We start from the raw sequence: 20,473 nt of genomic DNA on the forward strand, positions 1-20,473 counted from the left end.
TAGGCGGGGTTTTCGCAAGGATTTCAGCCCGGGAAGCGTCGGCTTACTTCATGAAGCCGAGGATCGCGTTGCGTACCGAGTCGATGTCGGCATCGATGGTCACCATCGTCGCCTTCTCCACACCCGGCATGTCACCGGTGCACTGGGCGATCGCGGTGTCCGGATCCTTCAGGCCGTTGCCGGTCAGGGTCAGGACGATGCTCGAACCGTCCTGGATCTTGCCGGCCTCGAGATCATTGATCAGGCCAGCCAGCGAGGCGGCCGAGGCCGGCTCGCAGAAGATACCCTCATGCTGAGTCAGCATGCGCTGGGCGGCCAGGATCTCGGCATCGGAGACCTCGGCGAACCAGCCACCGGATTCCTCCATCACCTTCCAGGCGCGGTCCCAGCTCTGCGGGTGGCCGATGCGGATGGCGGTGGCGACCGTGTCCGGATCATCGACCATCTCACCGCGCATGAACGGTGCCGAGCCGGTCGCCTGGTAGCCGACCATCTTGGGTCGATTACCGCCCGAGCCGCCGCCAGCGAACGGGCACTTGCCGTTGCAGTAGGCGCAGGACTCGGTCACGTGGTCTCCCGAGGTGGCCGAAAACTCGCAGTAGCCGATCCAGTGCGCGGTGATGTTGCCCGCGTTGCCGACCGGCAGGCAGTGATAGTCCGGCGCGCGCCCCAGCTCCTCGATGATCTCGAAGGCGGCGGTCTTCTGGCCCTGGAGACGGTACGGATTGACCGAATTGACGATGGTCACCGGTGCCTCCTCGGCGACTTCCTTGACCAGTCGCATGCCGTCGTCGAAGTTGCCCCGGATCTGCAGGATGGTCGCACCGTACATCATCGCCTGGGCCATCTTGCCCATCGCGATCTTGCCGTCGGGGATGATGACGAAGGCGGTGATGCCGGCGCGCGCGGCATAGGCAGCGGCCGCCGCCGAGGTGTTGCCGGTCGAGGCGCAGATGATGGCCTTGGAGCCCTCTTCCACGGCCTTGGTGACCGCCATGGTCATGCCACGATCCTTGAACGAGCCGGTCGGGTTGAGCCCCTCGTACTTGACATAGATGTCGACGGAACGCCCCAGCACCTTGGGCAGGTTGTGCAGTCGGATCAGCGGGGTCGCGCCCTCGCCGAGGCTGATCAGCCGGGTATCGTCGGACAGCGGCAGACGGTCACGATACCGATCTAGCAGACCGGTGTAGCGGCTTTGATGCGTCATGGGAATCTCGCTTGGAATGACGCGCCGCCCGACCGGCCCCGATTCGGGCCATCGTCTGGCGGCGAGTAGATGATTTATGGATATTTTACCCTGCAGACAGGCAACTGTCAGGGGGCGTGTCGGCGGGCGATACTCTCAACCCGTTCTCGAACGGCAGAGCACCTGATCCTCGTCGCTGAGAATCTGCTTGAGCACCCGGCGCACGTGACGCATCGAGGTCGACAGCGTCTTTTCGATCTCCGTCATCGAGATGGTCTCGCCCTCCTGCACCCCGGCCGCCCAATTGGCCACCACGTTCAGGCTCGCGTAGTCGATACCAGCCTCGCGCGCCAGCACGGCCTCAGGCATGCCCGTCATGCCGACCACGTCGCAACCGTCACGCTCCAGCCGTCGAATCTCGGCGGCAGTCTCAAGACGCGGCCCCTGGGTAGCGCCGTAGGTACCGCCGTCGATCATCGACAGGTCCAGCGCCCGGCCCGCGGCGAGAAATGTCTCGCGCAGGGACGAATCGTAGGGATAGGTGAAGTCGACGTGGGTGACCGAATCGAGATCCCCTTCGTAAAAGGTCGACGGGCGCCCCCAAGTGTAATCGATCAACTGGTCGGGGACCACCAGCGCCCCCGGCCCCATATCCGGGTGAATGCCGCCGACGGCAGCCACCGCCAGAATGCGGCTCACCTTCAGCTCGCGTAGCGCCCAGATGTTCGCCCGATAATTGACCTGGTGCGGGGGAATCCGGTGGTTGTAGCCGTGCCGGGGCAGGAATACCACCTCGCAACCCTGCATCCGGCCGATGGTCACCGGCCCGGATGGCTCACCGAATGGCGTGGGCACCACCTGGTGACGCACGTCGTCGATGCCCTCGATCTGGGACAAGCCCGTCCCGCCGATGATTGCCAGATGCACGTCAGTCCTCCCGTCGATTCAGGTCGCCCGCCGGCTCACTCCCCTTCGGGAAGGGCGTGAATGCCCGGCAGGTTGCGAAAGTAGCCATGGTAATCCATGCCCTCACCGAAAATGTAACGATCGGGCACGGCCACACCGCAGAAGTCGGCGCTCAGCCCCGGCACCTTGCGATCATGCTGCTTGTCGGTCGCCACTGCGATCCACACCCGAGCCGCGCCCGCATCCAGGCACCATTCTCGCACTGCCGCCAGCGTGTATCCCTCGTCGAGGATGTCATCGACCAGCAAGACCTCGCGCCCGGCCAGTTCGATATCCGGCTGGGCCAGCCACTTGAGCGCCCCGCCGGTGGTCGTCCCCCGGTAGCGGGTGGCGTGCAGGTAGGACAACTCCAGCGGGAAGTTCAATCGCGGCACCAGCTGCCCGGTACTGACCAGCCCGCCGTTCATCACGGCAAGCACCAGCGGCAAACGACCGGCAAGCCGCTGGTTGATCTCCCCGGCCAGCCGCGCGTAGGCCGCCTGCATCGCCTCGGGCGTCACCAGGCAGTCGCAGCGCGCCAGCAAGGCATCGAGTTGATCGGACTGCCGACGAGGGTCGTCGCTCGCTTGCATGGAACTCTCCGGTGGGGCGGGATCAGGCGCGGTCGGGAAACAGGTCGGGCGCATCCACGCCCAGCCGTTCGATCCAGCGCAAGGCCTCGGCATAGCGCGGTTTGCGGGCGAGCGCAACCTCGTTGGGCACCGGACCATGGCCGAACATCCGGGTCAGGCGTGCCTCGCGCTGGGGACTGGCCGTGAAAGACAGCGTTTTTTGCACCCGGTCGACCAGCTCGGGGTGATTGCAGATCAGCGCCATATCCACCCCGGCCGCCAAACATTGCTCGACCCGCGCCTCGATCTCGCCGACCGCCGAGGCGGCTGCCATGGTGAGATCGTCGCTGAATACCGCGCCCTCATAGCCCCACTGTTGACGCAGTATCTCGCGCACCCATACCGGCGAGAAGCCGGCCGGCCGGGCGTCCACCTCGGGGTAGACCACGTGCGAGACCATCAGGCCGGGGATCAGCCGATCGACCATCGCCCGGAACGGACGCAGATCGGTTTTCTCGATACTCGCCAACGAGCGGGGATCGACCGGGTGGGCGATATGCGAATCGGCCGCCACCGCGCCATGGCCAGGGTAGTGCTTTCCCACCGCGGCCATGCCGGCATCCTGCATCCCGCCGGTCCAGGCGATCGCCAGCGCGATCACCGCCTCGGGACGTTCGTCGAAGGCCCGATCACCGATCACCCCGCTGATGCCGCGATCCAGGTCGAGAACCGGGGCGAAGCTCAGGTCCACCCCGACCTCGCGCAGTTGCACCGCCATCAACCAACCCAGTGAGCGAGCCGCCTCAAGCCCGGCCTGATGATCCTCCTCGAACAGATCGCCCAGACGCCCCATCGTGGGCAAGGGAATGAATCCATCGCCCTTGAAACGCTGCACGCGTCCGCCTTCCTGGTCGACGGCAATCAGCAGGTGAGGCCGTCGCAGGGCCCGGATCTCGGCGATCAGCTCGGCCAGTTGCGCCCACCCCTCGAAATGGCGGGCGAACAGGATCACCCCGCCGGTGGACGGGTGCTGCAGTCGCCGCCGGTCGGCCGGGGTGATCTCCGGGCCGGTCAGATCGATCATCAGGGGGCCAAGTGCAGTCATGCCGGTCTCTCTCGATCATGTCCCCCGGGCGAGCACATCAATTGTGCTCCCGGACATCTTTGCGACGCCGGGCGCGGCCATTGTTGCCCAACAAGGCCCTCTCCGCCAGGGCGCCGAGATAGACGTACAGACCCAGCGCGACCAGCAGGGCGGCGGCGGCGAAAATCATCAGGGTGGCGACCACCCCTTCGTCGGAATACCCCATCGACACCTTGAACATGGTCAGCAGGCCTTCGATCAGGATGGCGACCAGGATGGCCGCGACAAAGCGCGTCATCGTTCGTCTCACGGTACTGTGGCGATGGACGTCCTTCTCCATCAGGACCTCTTCCTCGAACACCGTCTTGGCCAGATCGAAGATGGCCATGGCCAACGTCAGGACAACGATCACCTCGAATGGCTTGAGTTGCAGTTCGGACGCCCAGCCGGGCTCCATCAGCGCGTAGACCAGTTCGCTCATGCTGCTGTAGAAGAGCACGCCGGCCACCAGCATCATTGCGGCGGCGAACAGGCCATAAAGCGCGCGGAAGAACGGCTCGATACGCCGGCGCAGGGTGTCACCGAGCAAAAAACTGATCATCGCCTCGAGGTCGACGTCGATGACCAGATAGCCCACCCGGCCCTGATGTTCGATACGAAGGGTCGCCGAGATGCACAGATCCCGCGAGGCCGAGGAGAGATACGGCTCGGTCAGGTGGATGTACTCGCCTTCCTGGAAAAACTTGAAATACGGCCGCTGACTGCGATCGGTCCCCTTGCCTCGTCCCATCGCCCGATTGACATAGCCGGTCTCATCGGCGCCGTACTCCGCGATCTGCACCCCGTCGTCGTCCAGCAGGTAGACCAGGTCGACAAAGGGATAAAGATCGATCAGCTTCTCGGTCACCGCGTGCACGGCCGACTGGTCGGTAAGCAGCCTTGGCTCACCGATACCGGTGATGATCGATTCGATCAGTTCGCGAATCGAGCGCGATTGCTCGTGGTAGCGGTCGATGGTGCTGATGTAGTTGGCCGAATGCATGATGTCCCTGGTTGGCGAAAAGTGAGAGTTGGGCGCCGGCCCAGATGCGCAGTTTAACCCGGGCCACCCCACCGGGTGGCGGGCAAATGCCCAGAAAAAAAGAGGCGCCCACAAGGGGCGCCCAGCAAGGAGGAGTCAAAGAGCACCAAACGGGGCACGCCGGAACCGATGAAGGACGACGCGTCGTGTTGGCAAACCACTAATAGCGAGAAACATGCCAGACATTTGTGACGCGCGGATGGCCGATCGCAAACCGCACGGTGACACCGTTTCGAATCCATCGAGAAGACGTTTGGCAGAGCGACTCACCCGGCTTTTTGCCAACACCGTCTCCCCATTGCGGTGCAGACGCGGGATCAACGCCCCAGCATGGGCCGAAGATCAGCCCAGCTTGGCCGCGAAGAACTCGAGCGTCTTCGCCAGCGAATCACGATCGGCGGTCTGGTCGTAGGAAAGCGGCAGACCGAATTTCTCGGCCTTCTCATCGGCACCCGGGTTGGTGAAGGCATGACTGACCCCGGGATAGCGGGTGACCTGCACCTCGGCGCCGGCCTCGCGCATCTCCTCGGCGACGCGCTCGACCTCCTGCGGATCGGCCATCGGATCGTCTTCGCCGGTAAAGATCCAGGTAGGCGTGTCGACCGGTCCGGCGATCGGGGCCAGGCCGCTGATGCCCGCGTGGAAGGTCGCCAGTGCGTCGTGACGAACGCCCTGACGGGCCATGCTCAGGCCCACCGCCCCGCCGAAGCAGTAACCGATCGCCGCGAGCCGCTCGGCATCAACGGCGTCATGACGCTTGATCGCCTCGATCGCGAGCCGGTAGCGCGTCTTCAGCGCATCGAAATCCGACAGGGCCTGGTTCATCAGCTCGGTGGCCTCGCCCGCGTCCTCGGTGACACGGCCATCGCCGTAGAGGTCGATGGCGAAACCGACATAGCCGGCCTCGGCCATGTCGCAGGCCCGCTTTTCCATATAGGCGGTCCGTCCCCAGAACTCCGGCACCACCAGCACCACCGGTCGGGGCCCGGCAGCATTGGCATCGTAGGCGACCAGGCCCCTCATGGTCAGGTCGTCCGAACGGTACTCGAGCTCCTCGGTCTTGATTTCTGCGGGCATGTTTCTCTCCTCGGGGAAGCATTTTGCATCAGCGCGATCGGGCCAACGTCCCGCTGCGGGGAACAGACAACCGGACGTTGGAAGAATCAGGGAAGAGTTTTAGCAGCCGCCCGCGGCAAATGCAGGATCAGCCGACCGCCTCAACGGCCGGCTCGGCCGGCCGGGCATCCTTGGCGGCCCGGGCCCGACGCAGCGATCGTTGGTCGAGGGCCTGCTTGAAGGCCACCAGCAGCGCCAGACCGATGAATGCCCCCGGCGGCATCAACGCCAGCAGGAAGGTCATCTGCTCGGGGAGAACCCGCACACCCCAGTCGATGGCGATCGGCCCGAACAGCTGATCCGCGCCGTCGAGCAGGGTGCCAAAACCGATCAGCTCACGCATGGCACCCAACAGCACCAGCACCAGGCCGAATCCCAGTCCCATCATCAGGCCGTCGAACAGCGACACTCCAAAACCGTGGCGCGAGGCAAACCCCTCGGCACGGGCGATGATGATGCAGTTGGTCACGATCAGTGGGATGAAGATGCCGAGCGTGTTGTAGAGCTCGTGGAAGTGCGCGTTCATGATCAGCTCGATGATGGTGACCACCGAAGCGATCACCATCACGTAGACCGGCAGACGCACCTCGGCGCGCACCCAGTCGCGGATCAGCGACACGACGCCATTCGAGACCAGCAGGGTCACCAGCGTGGCGACCGCCAACCCAATCGCGTTGACCGTGGTGTTGGAAATCGCGAGCAACGGGCACAGGCCAAGCACCTGCACCAGCGCGGGGTTGTTCTTCCACAGCCCGTCTAGGGCGAGCTCGGATAGACGCGGGTCACTCATGCTCGTCTTCCTCCGCCACCGTTTCCTCCGCCACAGTCGTCGGGGGGCCGTCGAACAGCAAATGGTGATGGCGATCGACGTACTCCAGCACGTCCTTGACCGCCCCCACCACCGCGCGGGGCGAAACCGTCGCCCCGGTGAACTGGTCGAAGGTCCCGCCGTCCTTCTTCACCGCCCAGTCGTCGGCCGGCGGATCACCCAGTCGACGCCCGGAAAAACCCTGTATCCAATCGGTCTTGTCCGCCTTGATCTTGTCGCCCAACCCCGGCGTCTCTCTCTGTTCGAGCACGCGCACGCCGGTGATTTCGCCATCGACCGTCACGCCCACCAGCAGGCGGATGTCGCCACTGTAACCGCGAGGGGTGACCACGGGGATCGCCACGGCCACGACCTCGCCATGTTCGCGGGCGCGAAACCCCAGTTGGCCGGCGCGCATGGCCCGCTCGCGCTGTTCGACTGTTAGCTTTGTCGGCAACGCGTCCTCCGCCGTCGATTGGATCACCGGCTCGCCCAGCTCAAGGGCCTCGGGATCGGGCAGCAGGAAGGCATCCTCGGCCGGGTTGTTGTCGTGTACCTGACCCTGCAATACCGCCATGATCTGGCCGAGCAGGACGGCCTGGCGATTGAGTTCGATCTGATCGGCGGTCTTCTGCTGGGTGTAGGCGACAAAACCCACGCCCAGGCCGAAGAACACGGCCAGCACCACCGCGGTGATCACCACGCGACGCAATTCCAGATTGATCACGTCAGCGGCCCTCCGTGTCGGCATCCACCCGGCCCTTGCGACCGAAGACCGGCGGCTGGGTGTAGTAGTCGATCAGGGGCACGGCCAGGTTCATCAGCAGGATGGCGAAGGCCACCCCATCGGGGTAGTTGCCGAAACTGCGAATCAGCACGGCCAGCACGCCGATCCCGAAACCGAACACCAGTCGGCCGCGCGGCGTGGTCGAGGCGGTGACCGGATCGGTGGCGACAAACAGCGCCCCGAAAATGACCCCGCCGGTGACCACGTGGAACACCGGGTCGGCGAATTGCTCCGGATCGATTCCCCACAGCAACGTGGCGGTCAAAACCACCCCGACCACCATCGCCACCGGGATGTGCCATCGAATCGCGCCGCGATAGAACATCCAGGCCCCGCCGGCAAGAAAGGCCAGGTTGAGCCAGATCGACCAGCCGCCACCCTGCCAGATCGACAGGCCGGCCCCGGTGACCTGGCCGCCCTGGGTCGCCACCATGCGCCACTGATCCAGTGGGGTCGCCTGACTCAGGGCATCGAAGCCCGTCGTGCCGGGCAGCACGCCGAGGAAGGTCCACTGCACGGATTCCACCAGCGTCAGGCTCGCCGCGCCGCCCTCGACCGGCGCGCCCCAGCGGGTCATCGCCTCGGGGAAGGACACCAGCAGCACCACGTAGCCGACCATCGCCGGATTGAACAGGTTGTAACCAATCCCACCGTATAGCTGCTTGGCGACGATCACCGCGAAGACCGCGCCGACCACCGGCAACCACCAGGGCGCCAGGTTGGGCAGGCAAAGCGCGAGTATCCAGCCGGTGATCAGCACCGAGCGATCGGTGAGCGCCGGCTGGAACGGGCGCGCGCGCAGCCACAGCATCAAGGCCTCGGCCAGCCAGGCCGCGCCGACCGCCAGGGCCACGTTGAACAGCACGCCCCAGCCCAGGAACCAGATCGCCACCACGGTGCCGGGCACCAGTGCCCACAGCACCACGGTCATCATGTCGGCCACGTTCGAGCGTGCCTCGACGTGCGGCGAGGTCTGGACCGGAAACTTCATGACGCCCCTCCCGGCCGGTCGGTGGATTCATCCGCTGGGCGTTCGGCGACACCCGGCTCGCCCGTGGCACGCTCGCCCTGCTGCACACGTGCCTTGCGCTCCTTGGCCCGGGCACGGGCACCCTCGATACTCATCGAGGCGGCGGATTTTTCGTCTTCGGCCGAGCTCGTTGAGGTCGCCCCGCCGTCGCCTGTGGGCTTTGCCGGAGCGGCGCCCTGGTCATCCTGCTTCGTCGCCGTTTTTTCCTGGCCCTTCTCCTGGCCCTTCTCCTGGGCCGCCTTGATGGCGGCGCGCTTCTTCGCCAGCGCAGCCTCCCGTTCGGCCTTCTGGCGCTCGATGCGCTCGTTGTGGAACTCGAAACGCCGGCGGGCGTGCTCGGCCTTGGCCTTTTCGCGCTCGGCCGACCAGATCTCGGTTTTGGCGTGGCGAAAATACTGCACCAGCGGGATGTGCGACGGGCAGACCGCCGAGCAGACGCCGCACTCGATGCAGTCGAACAGGTGATAGTCGTGGCTGCGCTCGAACTGCCGGGCGCGCGCGTACCAATAGAGCTGCTGGGGCAGCAGATCCGCCGGGCAGGCCTCCGAGCAGCGCGAGCAGCGGATGCAGGGCTGCGGCGGTGGCGTGGGATCGCGATCGACCGGCCGCAGGGCGAGCAGGCAGTTGGTGGCCTTGACCACCGGGACGGCGTCCTCGTGCAGGGCAAAGCCCATCATCGGCCCGCCCATCAGCAATCGATCGACACCGTCGGTGTAGCCGCCGGCCGCCTCGATCACCTTTGCCATCGGCGTGCCGATGCGCACCCGCAAATTGCGAGGTTCGGCCACCCCGCCGCCAGCGACGGTGACGACCCGCTCGGTCAGTGCGCGTCCCTCGACCACCGCGCGCCAACTGTTGGCCACGGTGCCGACGTTCAGGCACAGCATTTGATAGTCGGTGACGTGGCGATTGCGCGGCACCTCGATGCCGGTGAGCGTACGAATCAGCTGCTTTTCGCCGCCGGCCGGGTAGATGCTCGGTACCACCTTGATCTCAAGGCGTCGCTCGTCCTCCTCGTCCGCCAGCCGATCGATCACCGCCTGCAGTGCCTCGATCGCTCGCGGCTTGTTGTCCTCGATGCCGATCAGGCAACGCGCCGCGCCGACGGCATGCAGCAGCATCTGCGCGCCGCGCAGGATGGGCTCGGGCGACTCCTGCATCAGCCGGTCGTCGCAGGAAATGAAGGGCTCGCATTCCGCGCCGTTGAGCACCAACGTCTCGACCCCGCCGGGGTTCGCGGTGGCCAGTTTGACCGCCGTGGGGAATACCGCCCCGCCCAGGCCGACGATGCCGGCCTCGCGCAGCCGTGCCCGGATCTCCACCGGGCTCTTGTCCTGGTAGTCGGGCCAGGGGTCGAGCGGCTCGGCCTCGCGGTCCTCGCCGTCGGCGGCCAGCACGATACTTTGCGCCGACAGGCCACCGGGATGCGGCAGGCCACGCAGCTCGATCGCCTGGATCACGCCCGAGGTGGGCGCGTGGATGGCCGCGGAGATGAAGTCGTCCGGGCGGGCCAGCAACTGGCCACGGCCGACGTGGTCGCCGACCGAGACGACCGGGATCGCCGGCGCGCCGATGTGCATGTGCAATGGGAGGACGTATTCGTCCACCAGCGGCATCTCGCCGATCGGGCGCTCGCTGGCCGGCGCCTTGTGGTAATCGAGATCCAGCCCGCCGTGGAACCCGTGCAGCCCCGGCGAAATCGTGACGTGCTCAGGCATTGGCCAGGCCCTCACTGCGAGCCGCCGGGCCACGTGTGGGCACCGGATGGGCGGATTCAGGCATCGGGAAGCGATAGGCCTCGACGCCCTCCTCGATCGGCACCATGTCGATGCAGTCCACCGGGCAAGGCTCGACGCACAGATCGCAGCCGGTGCACTCGTCTTCGATCACGGTGTGCATCTGCTTGGCCGCGCCGAGGATCGCATCGACCGGACAGGCCTGGATGCACTTGGTGCAGCCGATGCAGACCTCCTCGTCGATGACGGCCAGCTTCTTGACCTCCTGCACCTCGAGATCGTCGTCCAGCGGCTTGAACTCCACGTCGAGCAGGTCGGAGAGATTGCGGATGGTCGACTCGCCCCCCGGCGGGCAACGGTTGATGTCCGCCTCACCCTGGGCCATCGCCTCGGCATACGGCTTGCAACCGGGGTAACCGCATTGGCCGCACTGGGTCTGCGGCAACAACTCGTCGATGCGCTCGGCAAGCGGGTTGCCCTCGACCCGGAAGAACTGCGCGGCCAGTCCCAGCAACACCCCGAAGAGGATCGCGAGCCCGACCGCCAAGAGGATTGCCATCCACATCAGACGCTCACCATGCCGGCAAAGCCCATGAAGCCCAGTGCCATCAGCCCGGCGGTAACCAGGGCGATCGGCACGCCCTCGAAGGCTGCCGGCACGTCGGCCGCGGCCAGTCGTTCACGCAGGGCGGAAAACAGGATCAGCACCATCGAAAAGCCCACCGAGGCACCGAAGCCGTACAGCGCCGATTCCACGAAGCTGTTGGCCTCTTGCACGTTGAGAAGCGCCACGCCCAGCACGGCGCAGTTGGTGGTGATCAGGGGCAGGTAGATGCCCAGCACGTTGTGCAACAACGGGCTGGTCTTGCGCACCATCATCTCGGTGAAGTTGACCACCACCGCGATCACCACGATGAACATGATCGTACGCAGGTAGCCCAGCCCCAGCGGCTCGAGCAGCCAGGCGTGAGTGACGTAGCTGGCGATCGCCGAGAGCGTCAGCACGAAGGTGGTCGCCAACGACATGCCGATGGCGGTCTCGACCTTGTTCGATACCCCGAGAAACGGGCACAGGCCGAGGAACTTCACCAGCACGAAGTTGTTGACCAGGATGGTGCTGATCAGGATGAGGATGTATTCCGTCAAGGCCACCTACCGGAGTGATGCGAAACCGCGCCGACGGGGGCCGGCACTCCAGGGAAACTCTGCACGACCGGCTCGACAGGCCAGAATGACATCCGATTGATGCAGAGTTTCCCCGGGCGCGAATGGTAGCAAGGAAGTGCCGGCACCGACGAACCGGTATGTTCACCCATACCACTCGCCGTTTTCAACCTCAGACGCGCAAGCTGCGCCGAGATGGTGACCGCAATCAGGAACCGACGCCCGGCCACTCGAAGGCCGCATCGGCCGTCCTGAGCCGTTCGACCCACTCGGCGTGCGCGGTGACCGCCTCGGCCTCGGGGGCGATCACGCGTAATCGCGGTCGATCGTTGCGGATCGTGCCCAACGCCGCCTGCCCCCCGGTCGCCGTCTCGGCCGGGTTGTCGAAGGACAAGTCCCACTGCCCGCCGGTCAGGGCGAGATAGACGTCGGCCAGGATCTCGGAGTCGAGCAAGGCGCCGTGCAGGGTGCGGTCGGAATTGTCGACCTGGTAGCGACGGCACAGGGCATCAAGGCTGTTGCGTTGCCCGGGATGCTTGTGCCGGGCGATGGCCAGCGAGTCGGTGACCAGGTCGACGTGCTCGGCCAATGGCGGATAGCCGATGCGCTTGAGTTCGGCGTCGATGAACCCGACGTCGAACGCCGCGTTATGGATAACCAGTTCCGCCCCGCGGATGTAGTCGAGAAACTCGTCGACCACCTCGGCAAAGCGCGGTTTGTTTTGAAGAAAATCGTTGGACAGTCCGTGCACGGCGAAGGCACCCGCATCGACCACGCGTTCGGGGTTGAGGTACTGGTGGTAGTTGCGGTGCGTCAGGCGCCGCTCGACCAGTTCGACCGCGCCGATCTCGATCAGCCGGTGGCCCTCCCCGACCGGCATGCCGGTGGTCTCGGTATCCAGAACGATCTGTCGCAGGGTCATGCCTTGTTCTCGCGTTGCTCTCGTTGGTACTGGTTCAGCCAGCGCTCGAGCGCACCGGCGAAGGCCTGTTTGTCCCGGGCGTGCAACGGTGCCGGCCCGCCGGTGGCGATGCCGCTTTCCCGCAGCGTCTGCATGAACTCGCGCTGGACCTGCCGGCCGCGGATCGACTCGTTGGAAAACACCTCGCCACGCGGCCCGATTACCGCCGCGCCCTTGGCGAGTGCCTCGGCGGCCAGCTCGATATCCGCCGAGATCACCAGATCCCCGGCCTCGGCCGCCTCGACAATGGCATTGTCCGCGACATCGAATCCCGGTGCCACCTGCATGAAGCGCACCCGCTTGGAGCGCGGCACGGCGATGGCGTGATTGGCCACCAGCACCACGTCCACGCCGACGCGGTCGGCGGCGCGAAAGAGCATCTGCTTGATGGGGACGGGGCAGGCGTCGGCGTCGACCCAGATGGTCATGCTTGTTTTCCGTGATGTGACGAGGTGGAGAGTTTCGCATGCCGGTTGCGCGGTACCGAACCCGCAATCGACCAAACGACGTAGAGGTGTTTCGCACGCCGGTCACGCGGAGCAGCCCGGATTGGCCGCCGGGCGCGGCGCGAGTCGATTTTCTTGCTTGTCCAAGAAAACCGACGAAAAGAAGACACCCCGTGCCTTCGCCCTCCGGGCCTGATCGCCGCGGATGCGATCCGCGACGATCAGCCTCGCGAGCGAGGCAAGGCACACGGGGACTCGCCCCTTCGATCAAACCAAGAACACACCTTCAGACCAGCGGTTCCCTCGCGGTTTGAGCCACGCCACCTGATGGCCGGGAGCCAGATCCCCCTTGCGTCCTGCCTCGCGGCCGGTGGGTGGCTCGGGGGCGGGGCGACAGGGACGTCGCTCCGAGGCTCGCCGTGACAGGAGGTCACGTCGAGCCGGCCCCGAAGCCGGCCGCCGGTCGCGAGGCTTCGAGTCCGGACATCGTCCGGGCTCGAAGGCCCGCAGGGCCAGGACGCCGGGGTGTCCTTCTTTTGGTTCCTTTTCTTGGACAAGCAAGAAAAGGAACTCGCGCGCCCGAGCAAGGCGGCTCGGTCAGAACCACCTCCATGAAACAGGCGTGCGAAAAACATCCAGATTGGACTACCAACAGGATCAGGACGCCGACTCGTCCCCCATCTCCCGTTTCAACCACTGCTCCACATCCCCAGTCAACCCGGTCCGGCGGGCGAACCGATCATACGCGACCAGAACGGCGAACAGGGTCAGCAGGGTGACCGACGCCAGGCCGGCGAGGTCATTGCTATGATGCCGCGTCATTCGAGCAAACAACGGGTCCCCGGAATGCCTGCAATGCATGTGGACGTGGTGATTATTGGCGCCGGCGCGGCCGGCCTGATGTGCGCGGCAACGGCCGGTTATCGTGGCCGCCGGGTGCTGGTGCTCGATCACGCCCGCAAGGCGGGCCAGAAGATCCTGATGTCCGGTGGCGGGCGCTGCAATTTCACCAATCTCAACAGTACCCCGAACCAGTTTCTCTCCGCCAACCCGCGCTTTTGCATCTCCGCACTCAAGCGCTACCCGCCGCAGGCCTTCCTCGACCTGGTCGAGCGCCACGGTATCGAGCACGTGGAAAAGGCCGCCGGCCAGCTGTTCTGCGCCGGCAAGGCGAAAGAGATCGTCGACATGCTGCTCACCGAGTGCGAGTGGGCGGGTGCCGAGGTTCGGATGACAACCGGCGTCACGACCATCGACGCGATCGAGGGCGGTTACCGGATTGCCACCGATAGCGACACGATCACGGCCGAATCGCTGGTGATCGCCAGTGGCGGGCTCTCGATCCCGACCATGGGCGCCACCCCGTTCGGCTACGAAGTGGCCCGCCAGTTTGGCCTCGAGGTGCTGCCCACGCGCGCCGGGTTGGTGCCCTTCACGCTGCACCCCGATCTCAAGGAACGCCTCGCCCCGCTGGCCGGCATGAGCATCGCCGTGGCGGCCACGGCCTCGGGCATGCGCTTCGAGGAGCCGCTGCTGTTCACCCACCGCGGCCTGTCCGGGCCGGCCATGCTGCAGATCTCGAGCTTCTGGCAACCCGGCGAGCCGTTGGTGATCGACCTGCTGCCCGGACGCGATGCGGCCATGGATCTCGCCGCACGGCGCGCGGCACGCCCGCAGGGCACGGTGCTCCAATACCTCGACGAGCACTTGCCGCGCCGGCTGGGCCGCGTGCTCTGCGACTGGCACGGCTGGTCACGCCCCCTGCAGGAATACGCTCAAAGCGACTTGCAGGCGGTCGCCGACGCCCTGCAGCATTGGGCCATCCACCCGGCCGGCACGGAGGGTTATCGGACCGCCGAGGTCACCCTGGGCGGGGTCGACACCCGCGGATTGTCCTCACAGACCATGGAAGCCCAGCGGCAACCGGGGCTATTCTTTATCGGCGAGGTGGTCGACGTGACCGGCCACCTCGGCGGACACAATTTCCAGTGGGCCTGGGCCTCGGGCGTCGCCGCCGGCCAGGTGGTCTGACCCGCCCCACCCCGATTCGGAGCCGACATGGACGGTCTGACCTCACAGTTCCTGCAGGACAACCAGACGCTGGTACTGCTGGCCGTCGCCCTGCTGCTCGGCGCGCTGATCGGGCTCGAACGCGGCTGGTCGAGCCGGCAGAAGGAACCGGGCGAGCGCATTGCCGGTATCCGCACGCACGCCTTGGTGGGCCTGCTCGGCGGGCTATCCGCCGTGCTCTCGGAGACCCTGACCGGCTGGGCCTTCCCCACGCTGCTGATCGCCGTGGCCGCGATCGCGCTGGTGGCCTGGCGCACCCGCGCCCAGAGCGTGCGCAACTTCAGCATCACCGGCAGCATCGGTTTGTTGATCACCTTTTGCCTTGGGGCGATCGCCGTCGGCGTCGACGTGATCATCGCCACCGCCGCGGCCGTGGTCACCGCGATGATCCTCGACAACAAGGAAGAGATCCACGGCCTGCTGCACAAGCTCGAGGCGCGCGAACTCGACGCGGCCTTGAAACTGCTGCTGATTAGCGTCGTGATGCTGCCGCTGCTGCCCAACCAGCCACTGGGCCCCGGTGGCGCGCTCAACCCCTACCAGATCTGGTGGATGGTGGTGCTGATCGCCTTGATCTCGTTTGTCGGCTACTTCGCCATCCGCGTCGGCGGCGCCGAGAAGGGCATCCTGTTTACCAGCCTGTTCGCCGGGTTGAGTTCCTCGACCGCGCTGACCCTGCAGTTCGCCCGGCAATCACAGCACACGCCCACCCTGGGGCCGATGCTGGCCGTGGGCATCCTGATCGCCTGCGGCACCATGTTCCCGCGGGTGCTGCTGGTCGCCATCGCCGTCCACCCGCCGATCTTCGGTGCACTGATCTGGCCACTGGCCGTCATGACGGTGCTGCTCTACGCCCCCGCCCTCTGGATGTGGCGCCAGGCGCGCAGCGACAAGTCGATCAAGAGCCCGGAACTGACGCAAAACCCGCTCGACCTGACCTCCGCGCTGCTGTTCGGCGCGCTGCTCACGGCCATCATGCTTGCCGCCGAATGGCTGCGCGAGTGGCTGGGCAGTGCCGGCCTCTACCTGCTGGCCGCCTCCTCGGGCGTGGCTGACGTCGACGCGATCAACCTCTCGTTGACCCGCATGGCGCGCGAATCGATCACGATCGAGACCGCCGTGATGGGCATCATCATCGCCTCGGCGGTCAACAACCTGGTCAAGACGGGCATGGCCGGCGCCATCGGCACCCGCCAACTCGGCCTGCATGTCGCCGGGCCGATGATCCTCTCGGTGGCCGCCGGGCTGCTCACCGCCTGGCTGATCTGATCAGCCCGCCCTGACCCGCCTTCCATCCCACCAGGCGAGCATCGCCGGCGTGAACAGCAGGGTCAGCGGGGTAGCGACCAGCAGGCCGCCGGCGATCGCCGTGGACAGCTGCACCCAGTACTGGGTCGACGGGGCGCCGATGGAGAACTCGCGACCGAAGAAGTCGATGGTCAGGCCCAAGATCATCGGCATCAGCCCCAATACCGTGGTGATGGTGGTCAGCAGCACAGGCCGTAGGCGCTGTGCACCGGTACGCAACGCCGCGTCCACCGGCTCGATGCCGTCGCGCCGCAACTGGTTGTAGGTATCGATCAGCACGATGTTGTTGTTGACCACCACCCCGGCCAGCGCGATCACGCCGATACCGCTCATCACCACGGAGAACGGCTCGGCACGCAGCAACAGACCCAGCAACACCCCGCTGGTGGAGAACACGATCGCCGTGAGCACCAGCAGGGCCTGGTAGACGCTGTTGAACTGGGTCACCAGGATCAACACCATCAGCACGATCGCGGTGAGGAACGCCAGGGACAGGAATCGCCCGGCCTCGGCCTGATCCTCCTGTTGCCCCCGCACCGAGAGCTCGATCTCCTCGGGCATCGGGTGGGCGGCCAGCCAGTCCTGCAAGGCGCGCACGCGCTCGTCGACCAGTTGCCCGGCGGCCACGTCGGCATCGACCGAGAGGGTGCGACGCCCGTCGACGCGGTGGATCACCCCGGTCTTGGGGGCGGGCACGAACTCGACGAAATTGCGCACCGGCACCAGGCCGGCCTGGGTGGGGACCCGCAGGTTCACCAGCTGGGCGAGATTGCGCTCGTCGAAGGGAAAACGCACCCGGATATCGACCTCCTCGTCGGCATCCTCGGGACGATAACCACCCAACGCCAGCCCGCCGGTGAGCATCTGCACGGCACGGCCCAGCAGATTGACGTCCGCACCGAAGCGCGCCGCCTCGCGATGATCCACCTCGAGGCGCATCTCGATGCCCGGCAACGGCCGGTTATCCTCGATATCGACAAACCCGCCCACCGCGGCCATGCCACGACGCAGATGCTCGATCGCCTCGACAAGCGGCTCGACGCCGGCGCCCCCATCCGTGGCGGAGACCTCCAGCGCCACTGGCTTGCCGGCGCTGGGTCCGCCGGACTCGGTCAAAAACTGCAGTTTCACCCCGGGCAGGTCGTCCAGGTCCTCGCGCAGGGCGGCGAGAATCTCGTCGGCCGGCGGCCGGCGCTGCCAGTCGACCAGGTCGAGCTGGATCACGCCGATCACGTCCTCGGCATAGTCCTGGGTCAGGCGCGCCTGCGGCGAGGCGATGCTGCGCGCATAGACGCTCTCGAATGCCGGGTGGTCATACAGCCGCGCCTCGACCCCGCGGACCATCTCGTCAACCTCCCAGACCGACAGGTCGCCGCGCGCCTGGATCTGGATCTGGGCAAAGCTCGGCTCGACCTCCGGGAAGAAATCCACCCCGCGGCCCAGCTCGCCGTAGGCGACGTAGAGGGCGGCGGTGAACAGCGCCACCCCAGCCAATGTTTGCCCGGGACGGGCGATCGCCCAGCGCAGCAGCCCGACATAGCGGGCGGTGGGACCATCCAGTTCATCGAACCGGCCCGCCTCGGCGGCCTGGATGTGGCGCACCTGCTCGGGGCGACTGGCGCCCTGACCGCGCGAGATGATCGCCGCGAGAATCGGGATGAACACCAGCGCCATCGCCAGCGACATCAGCAGCGTGACGATCACCGTCGCCGGCAGGTAGAACATGAACTCGCCCACCATCCCCGGCCAGAAGAGCATGGGGAAGAACACCGCCAACGTGGTGGCCACCGAGGCGACGATCGGCCAGGCCATGCGCTGGGCCGCGGCCAGGTAGGCGGCCCGTCCACGGTCTTCGGCGAGATACCGATCGGCCTGCTCGATCACCACGATCGCCCCGTCGACCAGCATGCCCACCACCAGGATCAGGGCGAACAGCACCACGATATTGAGCGTGAAGCCCATCAGGTACAGGATCAGCACCCCGCCGAGGAAGGCGCCGGGAATGGCCAGGCCCACCAACCAGGAGGACCGCCCGCCCAGGGCGAAAACGATGGTGAGCATCACCAGCAGGATGGCGGTGAGAACGTTGTTTTCCAGATCGCCGAGCAGGTCGTCGATCTCCTCGGCACTGTCCTGCAGGTAGCGCACCTGGATACCACCCGGCCAGTCGGCCTGCTCGGCTTCGATCACCTCGCGCGCCGCGGCGACGGTCTCGAGGATGTTCGCCCCGGCCCGCTTGCGGATCTCCAGCGACACGGCCGGCTCGCCGTCGATACGGGCGAACCCTTCCGGGTCCTTGAAGGTCCGGCGCGCCTCGCCGACTTCCTGGAAGGTGACCACGGTGCCCTCAAAGGCGATCACCGGCAGCTCGAGCACGTCACTGACCGACTCGATCACCCCCGGCACCTTGATGTTCAGCCGCCCGGCCCCGGAATCCAGCGCCCCGGCGGCCACCAGCTGGTTGTTGCGCTCGATCGCGGTGACCAGGTCGTTGAACGGCAGGCGGTAGGTTTCTAGCGTGCGCGGATCGACCAGCACCTCGAGGAGGTCCTCGCGATCGCCGCCGATCTCGACCTCGAGCACACCGGGCAGCGCCTCGATCCGGTCACGCAGGTCGCGGGCGCGCTGCACCAGGGTGCGCTCGGGCGCCGAGCCCGACAGCGTGGCGATCAGCACCGGGAACATCGACAGGTCGACCTCAGTGACCATCGGTTCCTCGACGCCTGGCGGCAGGTCGGGCCGGACCAGGTCCATCTCCTCGCGCACGTCAGCCAGTGCGCGGCGGTTGTCGTAACCGGGGTCGAAATCCAGCCGGATCAGGGCAAAACCCTCGCCGGCGCTGGCCTGCATTTCATCGAGCCCCTCGATGCCCGCCAACTCGCGTTCCAGCGGGCGGACCAGCAGCCGCTCGCTGTCCTCGGGCGAGATGCCCGGATAGGCGGCCGTGACGAAGAAGATCGGCACATCGACGTCCGGTGCGGCCTCCTTGGCTATCTGGACGTACGCCATCCCGCCGGCCGCCAGCAGTGCCAGCAGCACCAGCAGCACGCTGCGCGAGCGGGAGAACAGCGCGGCGAGCAATCCGTTCACCGCGCACCCTCCGCCGTGGGCACCACCTCGATGGCATCGCCGTCACGCACGAATCCCTGCCCAAGCGAGATCAAACGCACCGTGCCGTCTAGGCCGGTTACCCAGACCTGCTCGGCATCGGCGCGGATCGGCGTGACCGGCACGAAACGGGCTTTCAGCTCGCCCGAGTCTGCTTCCACGGCCACCTTGACGCCCAGCTCGCCCGCCTCGTTCTGCGAGATCAACGCGGGGGAAAGGGCATGCGCGCGCACCTGTTCGACGGGTATCTCGACCGTCACGCTGGTACCCGACGGCAGATTTCGCTCCGGGTTGGCCACCTGCACCCGGGCCCGGAAGGTCCGTGTCTCGTCTTCCGCGACGGTCGAGACGTAACGCACCGTGCCCTCGCGAACCTGATCGTCCAGAAACGTCACCCGGGCAACCTGCCCTTCCTCGACCTCGTGAATGCGGTGCTGCGGGATGCGCACCACGGCGCGCAACGGGTTGTTCTCGACGATCTCGGCGACCGGCTCGCCCACCGCGACCACGTCACCGACGCGAACGATCTGCCGATTGAGCACACCCGCGATCGGGGTGGGGATTTGCGTGTGCGCGATATCGAGCTCGATGGCGGCCACCCGGGCCCGCGCGGCCTCGAGCTCGGCACGGGCGCGCTCGGCCGCCAGGCGTCCCTGAAAGCCCTGGTCGGCCAGTCGGCTCGACGCGTCGAAATCGCCCTGCGCGCGCCGCTCTGCCGCCTTCGCCTCGCTCAAGCGCGCGGGTCGATCATCCAGTTCAAGCCGCGCGAGCAACTGGCCGGCTTCCACCACCGCGCCCTCCTCGACCGGGGTCTCGGCGACCTCGCCCCCCGTCTTGGCCCGCACCCGCACCACCTGCTCGGGCTCGACCTGCCCCTGGAGTTGCAACACCCGCTCGACCGACTGCGCGTGACTGGTAGTCACAGCCACCTTCACCGTGGCGCTGCGCTCGCGCGTGTCGAGCGGCGGAGCATCGTTGTCGCCCGTCAGCACCCAGCCAAGCAGCAACAAGGCGAGCAGCAGGAGAACCAATCGACCCGCGTTACGGGATAACCATGACGTCATCGTG

General features: G+C 66.4%; 19 protein-coding genes. 2 read left to right on the top strand and 17 right to left on the bottom strand.

Annotated elements, in window-relative coordinates:
* Positions 1–43 precede the first annotated feature (43 nt).
* The 15 genes from thrC to ABGV18_RS04400 all read right to left on the bottom strand — a co-directional run bounded on the left by thrC (position 44) and on the right by ABGV18_RS04400 (position 13,741).
* Entirely contained in the window at positions 44–1,210 is a 1,167-nt protein-coding gene (gene thrC / locus ABGV18_RS04330) for a threonine synthase (RefSeq protein ID WP_396582713.1), read from the bottom strand.
* 135 nt (positions 1,211–1,345) lie between these two features.
* Entirely contained in the window at positions 1,346–2,116 is a 771-nt protein-coding gene (locus ABGV18_RS04335) for an S-methyl-5'-thioinosine phosphorylase (RefSeq protein ID WP_396584969.1), read from the bottom strand.
* A gap of 35 nt (positions 2,117–2,151) precedes the next feature.
* A complete protein-coding gene (locus ABGV18_RS04340; protein WP_396584970.1) occupies positions 2,152–2,727 on the bottom strand; it encodes a hypoxanthine-guanine phosphoribosyltransferase in 576 nt (191 codons plus the stop codon).
* 22 nt (positions 2,728–2,749) lie between these two features.
* On the bottom strand, positions 2,750–3,811 hold the full coding sequence (gene nagZ / locus ABGV18_RS04345) for a beta-N-acetylhexosaminidase (protein ID WP_396584971.1): 1,062 nt from the start codon (positions 3,809–3,811) through the stop codon (positions 2,750–2,752).
* A 37-nt stretch (positions 3,812–3,848) separates the two neighbouring features.
* Positions 3,849–4,832, bottom strand: coding sequence for a PDC sensor domain-containing protein (locus ABGV18_RS04350; protein ID WP_396584972.1), 984 nt, complete (start codon positions 4,830–4,832; stop codon positions 3,849–3,851).
* Between the two features lie 381 nt (positions 4,833–5,213).
* Positions 5,214–5,948 (bottom strand): dienelactone hydrolase family protein, encoded by a 735-nt coding sequence (locus ABGV18_RS04355; RefSeq protein WP_396584973.1) that lies wholly within the window; start codon positions 5,946–5,948, stop codon positions 5,214–5,216.
* Between the two features lie 127 nt (positions 5,949–6,075).
* Positions 6,076–6,777 carry an electron transport complex subunit RsxE gene (locus ABGV18_RS04360; RefSeq protein WP_396584974.1) on the bottom strand — a complete coding sequence of 234 codons (702 nt, stop codon included), beginning with the start codon at positions 6,775–6,777 and terminating at the stop codon, positions 6,076–6,078.
* Entirely contained in the window at positions 6,770–7,522 is a 753-nt protein-coding gene (locus ABGV18_RS04365; protein ID WP_396584975.1) for an RnfABCDGE type electron transport complex subunit G, read from the bottom strand. Before ABGV18_RS04365 ends, ABGV18_RS04360 begins: the two co-directional genes overlap by 8 nt.
* A 1-nt stretch (position 7,523) precedes the next feature.
* On the bottom strand, positions 7,524–8,573 hold the full coding sequence (locus tag ABGV18_RS04370) for an RnfABCDGE type electron transport complex subunit D (RefSeq protein WP_396584976.1): 1,050 nt from the start codon (positions 8,571–8,573) through the stop codon (positions 7,524–7,526).
* Positions 8,570–10,330, bottom strand: a complete 1,761-nt coding sequence (rsxC, locus tag ABGV18_RS04375; RefSeq protein WP_396584977.1) for an electron transport complex subunit RsxC — start codon at positions 10,328–10,330, stop codon at positions 8,570–8,572. The genes ABGV18_RS04370 and rsxC overlap by 4 nt, the downstream gene beginning before the upstream one ends.
* Positions 10,323–10,913: an electron transport complex subunit RsxB gene (gene rsxB / locus ABGV18_RS04380; RefSeq protein WP_396584978.1), complete on the bottom strand. Its 591-nt coding sequence runs from the start codon at positions 10,911–10,913 to the stop codon at positions 10,323–10,325. The genes rsxC and rsxB overlap by 8 nt, the downstream gene beginning before the upstream one ends.
* Complete coding sequence (rsxA, locus tag ABGV18_RS04385; RefSeq protein WP_396584979.1) at positions 10,913–11,494, bottom strand: electron transport complex subunit RsxA; 582 nt, start codon at positions 11,492–11,494, stop codon at positions 10,913–10,915. The genes rsxB and rsxA overlap by 1 nt, the downstream gene beginning before the upstream one ends.
* A gap of 226 nt (positions 11,495–11,720) precedes the next feature.
* Entirely contained in the window at positions 11,721–12,428 is a 708-nt protein-coding gene (gene dnaQ / locus ABGV18_RS04390) for a DNA polymerase III subunit epsilon (RefSeq protein WP_396585044.1), read from the bottom strand.
* A gap of 2 nt (positions 12,429–12,430) precedes the next feature.
* A complete protein-coding gene (locus ABGV18_RS04395; protein WP_396584980.1) occupies positions 12,431–12,901 on the bottom strand; it encodes a YaiI/YqxD family protein in 471 nt (156 codons plus the stop codon).
* Positions 12,902–13,576: 675 nt separating this feature from the next.
* Positions 13,577–13,741 carry a hypothetical protein gene (locus ABGV18_RS04400; RefSeq protein WP_396584981.1) on the bottom strand — a complete coding sequence of 55 codons (165 nt, stop codon included), beginning with the start codon at positions 13,739–13,741 and terminating at the stop codon, positions 13,577–13,579.
* Positions 13,742–13,774: 33 nt separating this feature from the next.
* On the opposite strand from ABGV18_RS04400, the gene ABGV18_RS04405 reads away from it, so the two are divergent.
* Entirely contained in the window at positions 13,775–14,950 is a 1,176-nt protein-coding gene (locus ABGV18_RS04405) for an aminoacetone oxidase family FAD-binding enzyme (RefSeq protein WP_396585045.1), read from the top strand.
* A 27-nt stretch (positions 14,951–14,977) separates the two neighbouring features.
* Positions 14,978–16,258 (top strand): MgtC/SapB family protein, encoded by a 1,281-nt coding sequence (locus tag ABGV18_RS04410; RefSeq protein WP_396584982.1) that lies wholly within the window; start codon positions 14,978–14,980, stop codon positions 16,256–16,258.
* On the opposite strand, the gene ABGV18_RS04415 is transcribed toward ABGV18_RS04410, so the two are convergent.
* Together ABGV18_RS04415 and ABGV18_RS04420 are read right to left on the bottom strand one after the other, a co-directional pair.
* On the bottom strand, positions 16,259–19,387 hold the full coding sequence (locus ABGV18_RS04415) for an efflux RND transporter permease subunit (protein WP_396584983.1): 3,129 nt from the start codon (positions 19,385–19,387) through the stop codon (positions 16,259–16,261).
* Positions 19,384–20,469, bottom strand: coding sequence for an efflux RND transporter periplasmic adaptor subunit (locus tag ABGV18_RS04420; protein WP_396584984.1), 1,086 nt, complete (start codon positions 20,467–20,469; stop codon positions 19,384–19,386). Before ABGV18_RS04420 ends, ABGV18_RS04415 begins: the two co-directional genes overlap by 4 nt.
* Positions 20,470–20,473 lie beyond the last annotated feature (4 nt).

It is taken from the genome of Guyparkeria halopsychrophila, assembly GCF_044582135.1.
Lineage (GTDB): Bacteria > Pseudomonadota > Gammaproteobacteria > Halothiobacillales > Halothiobacillaceae > Guyparkeria.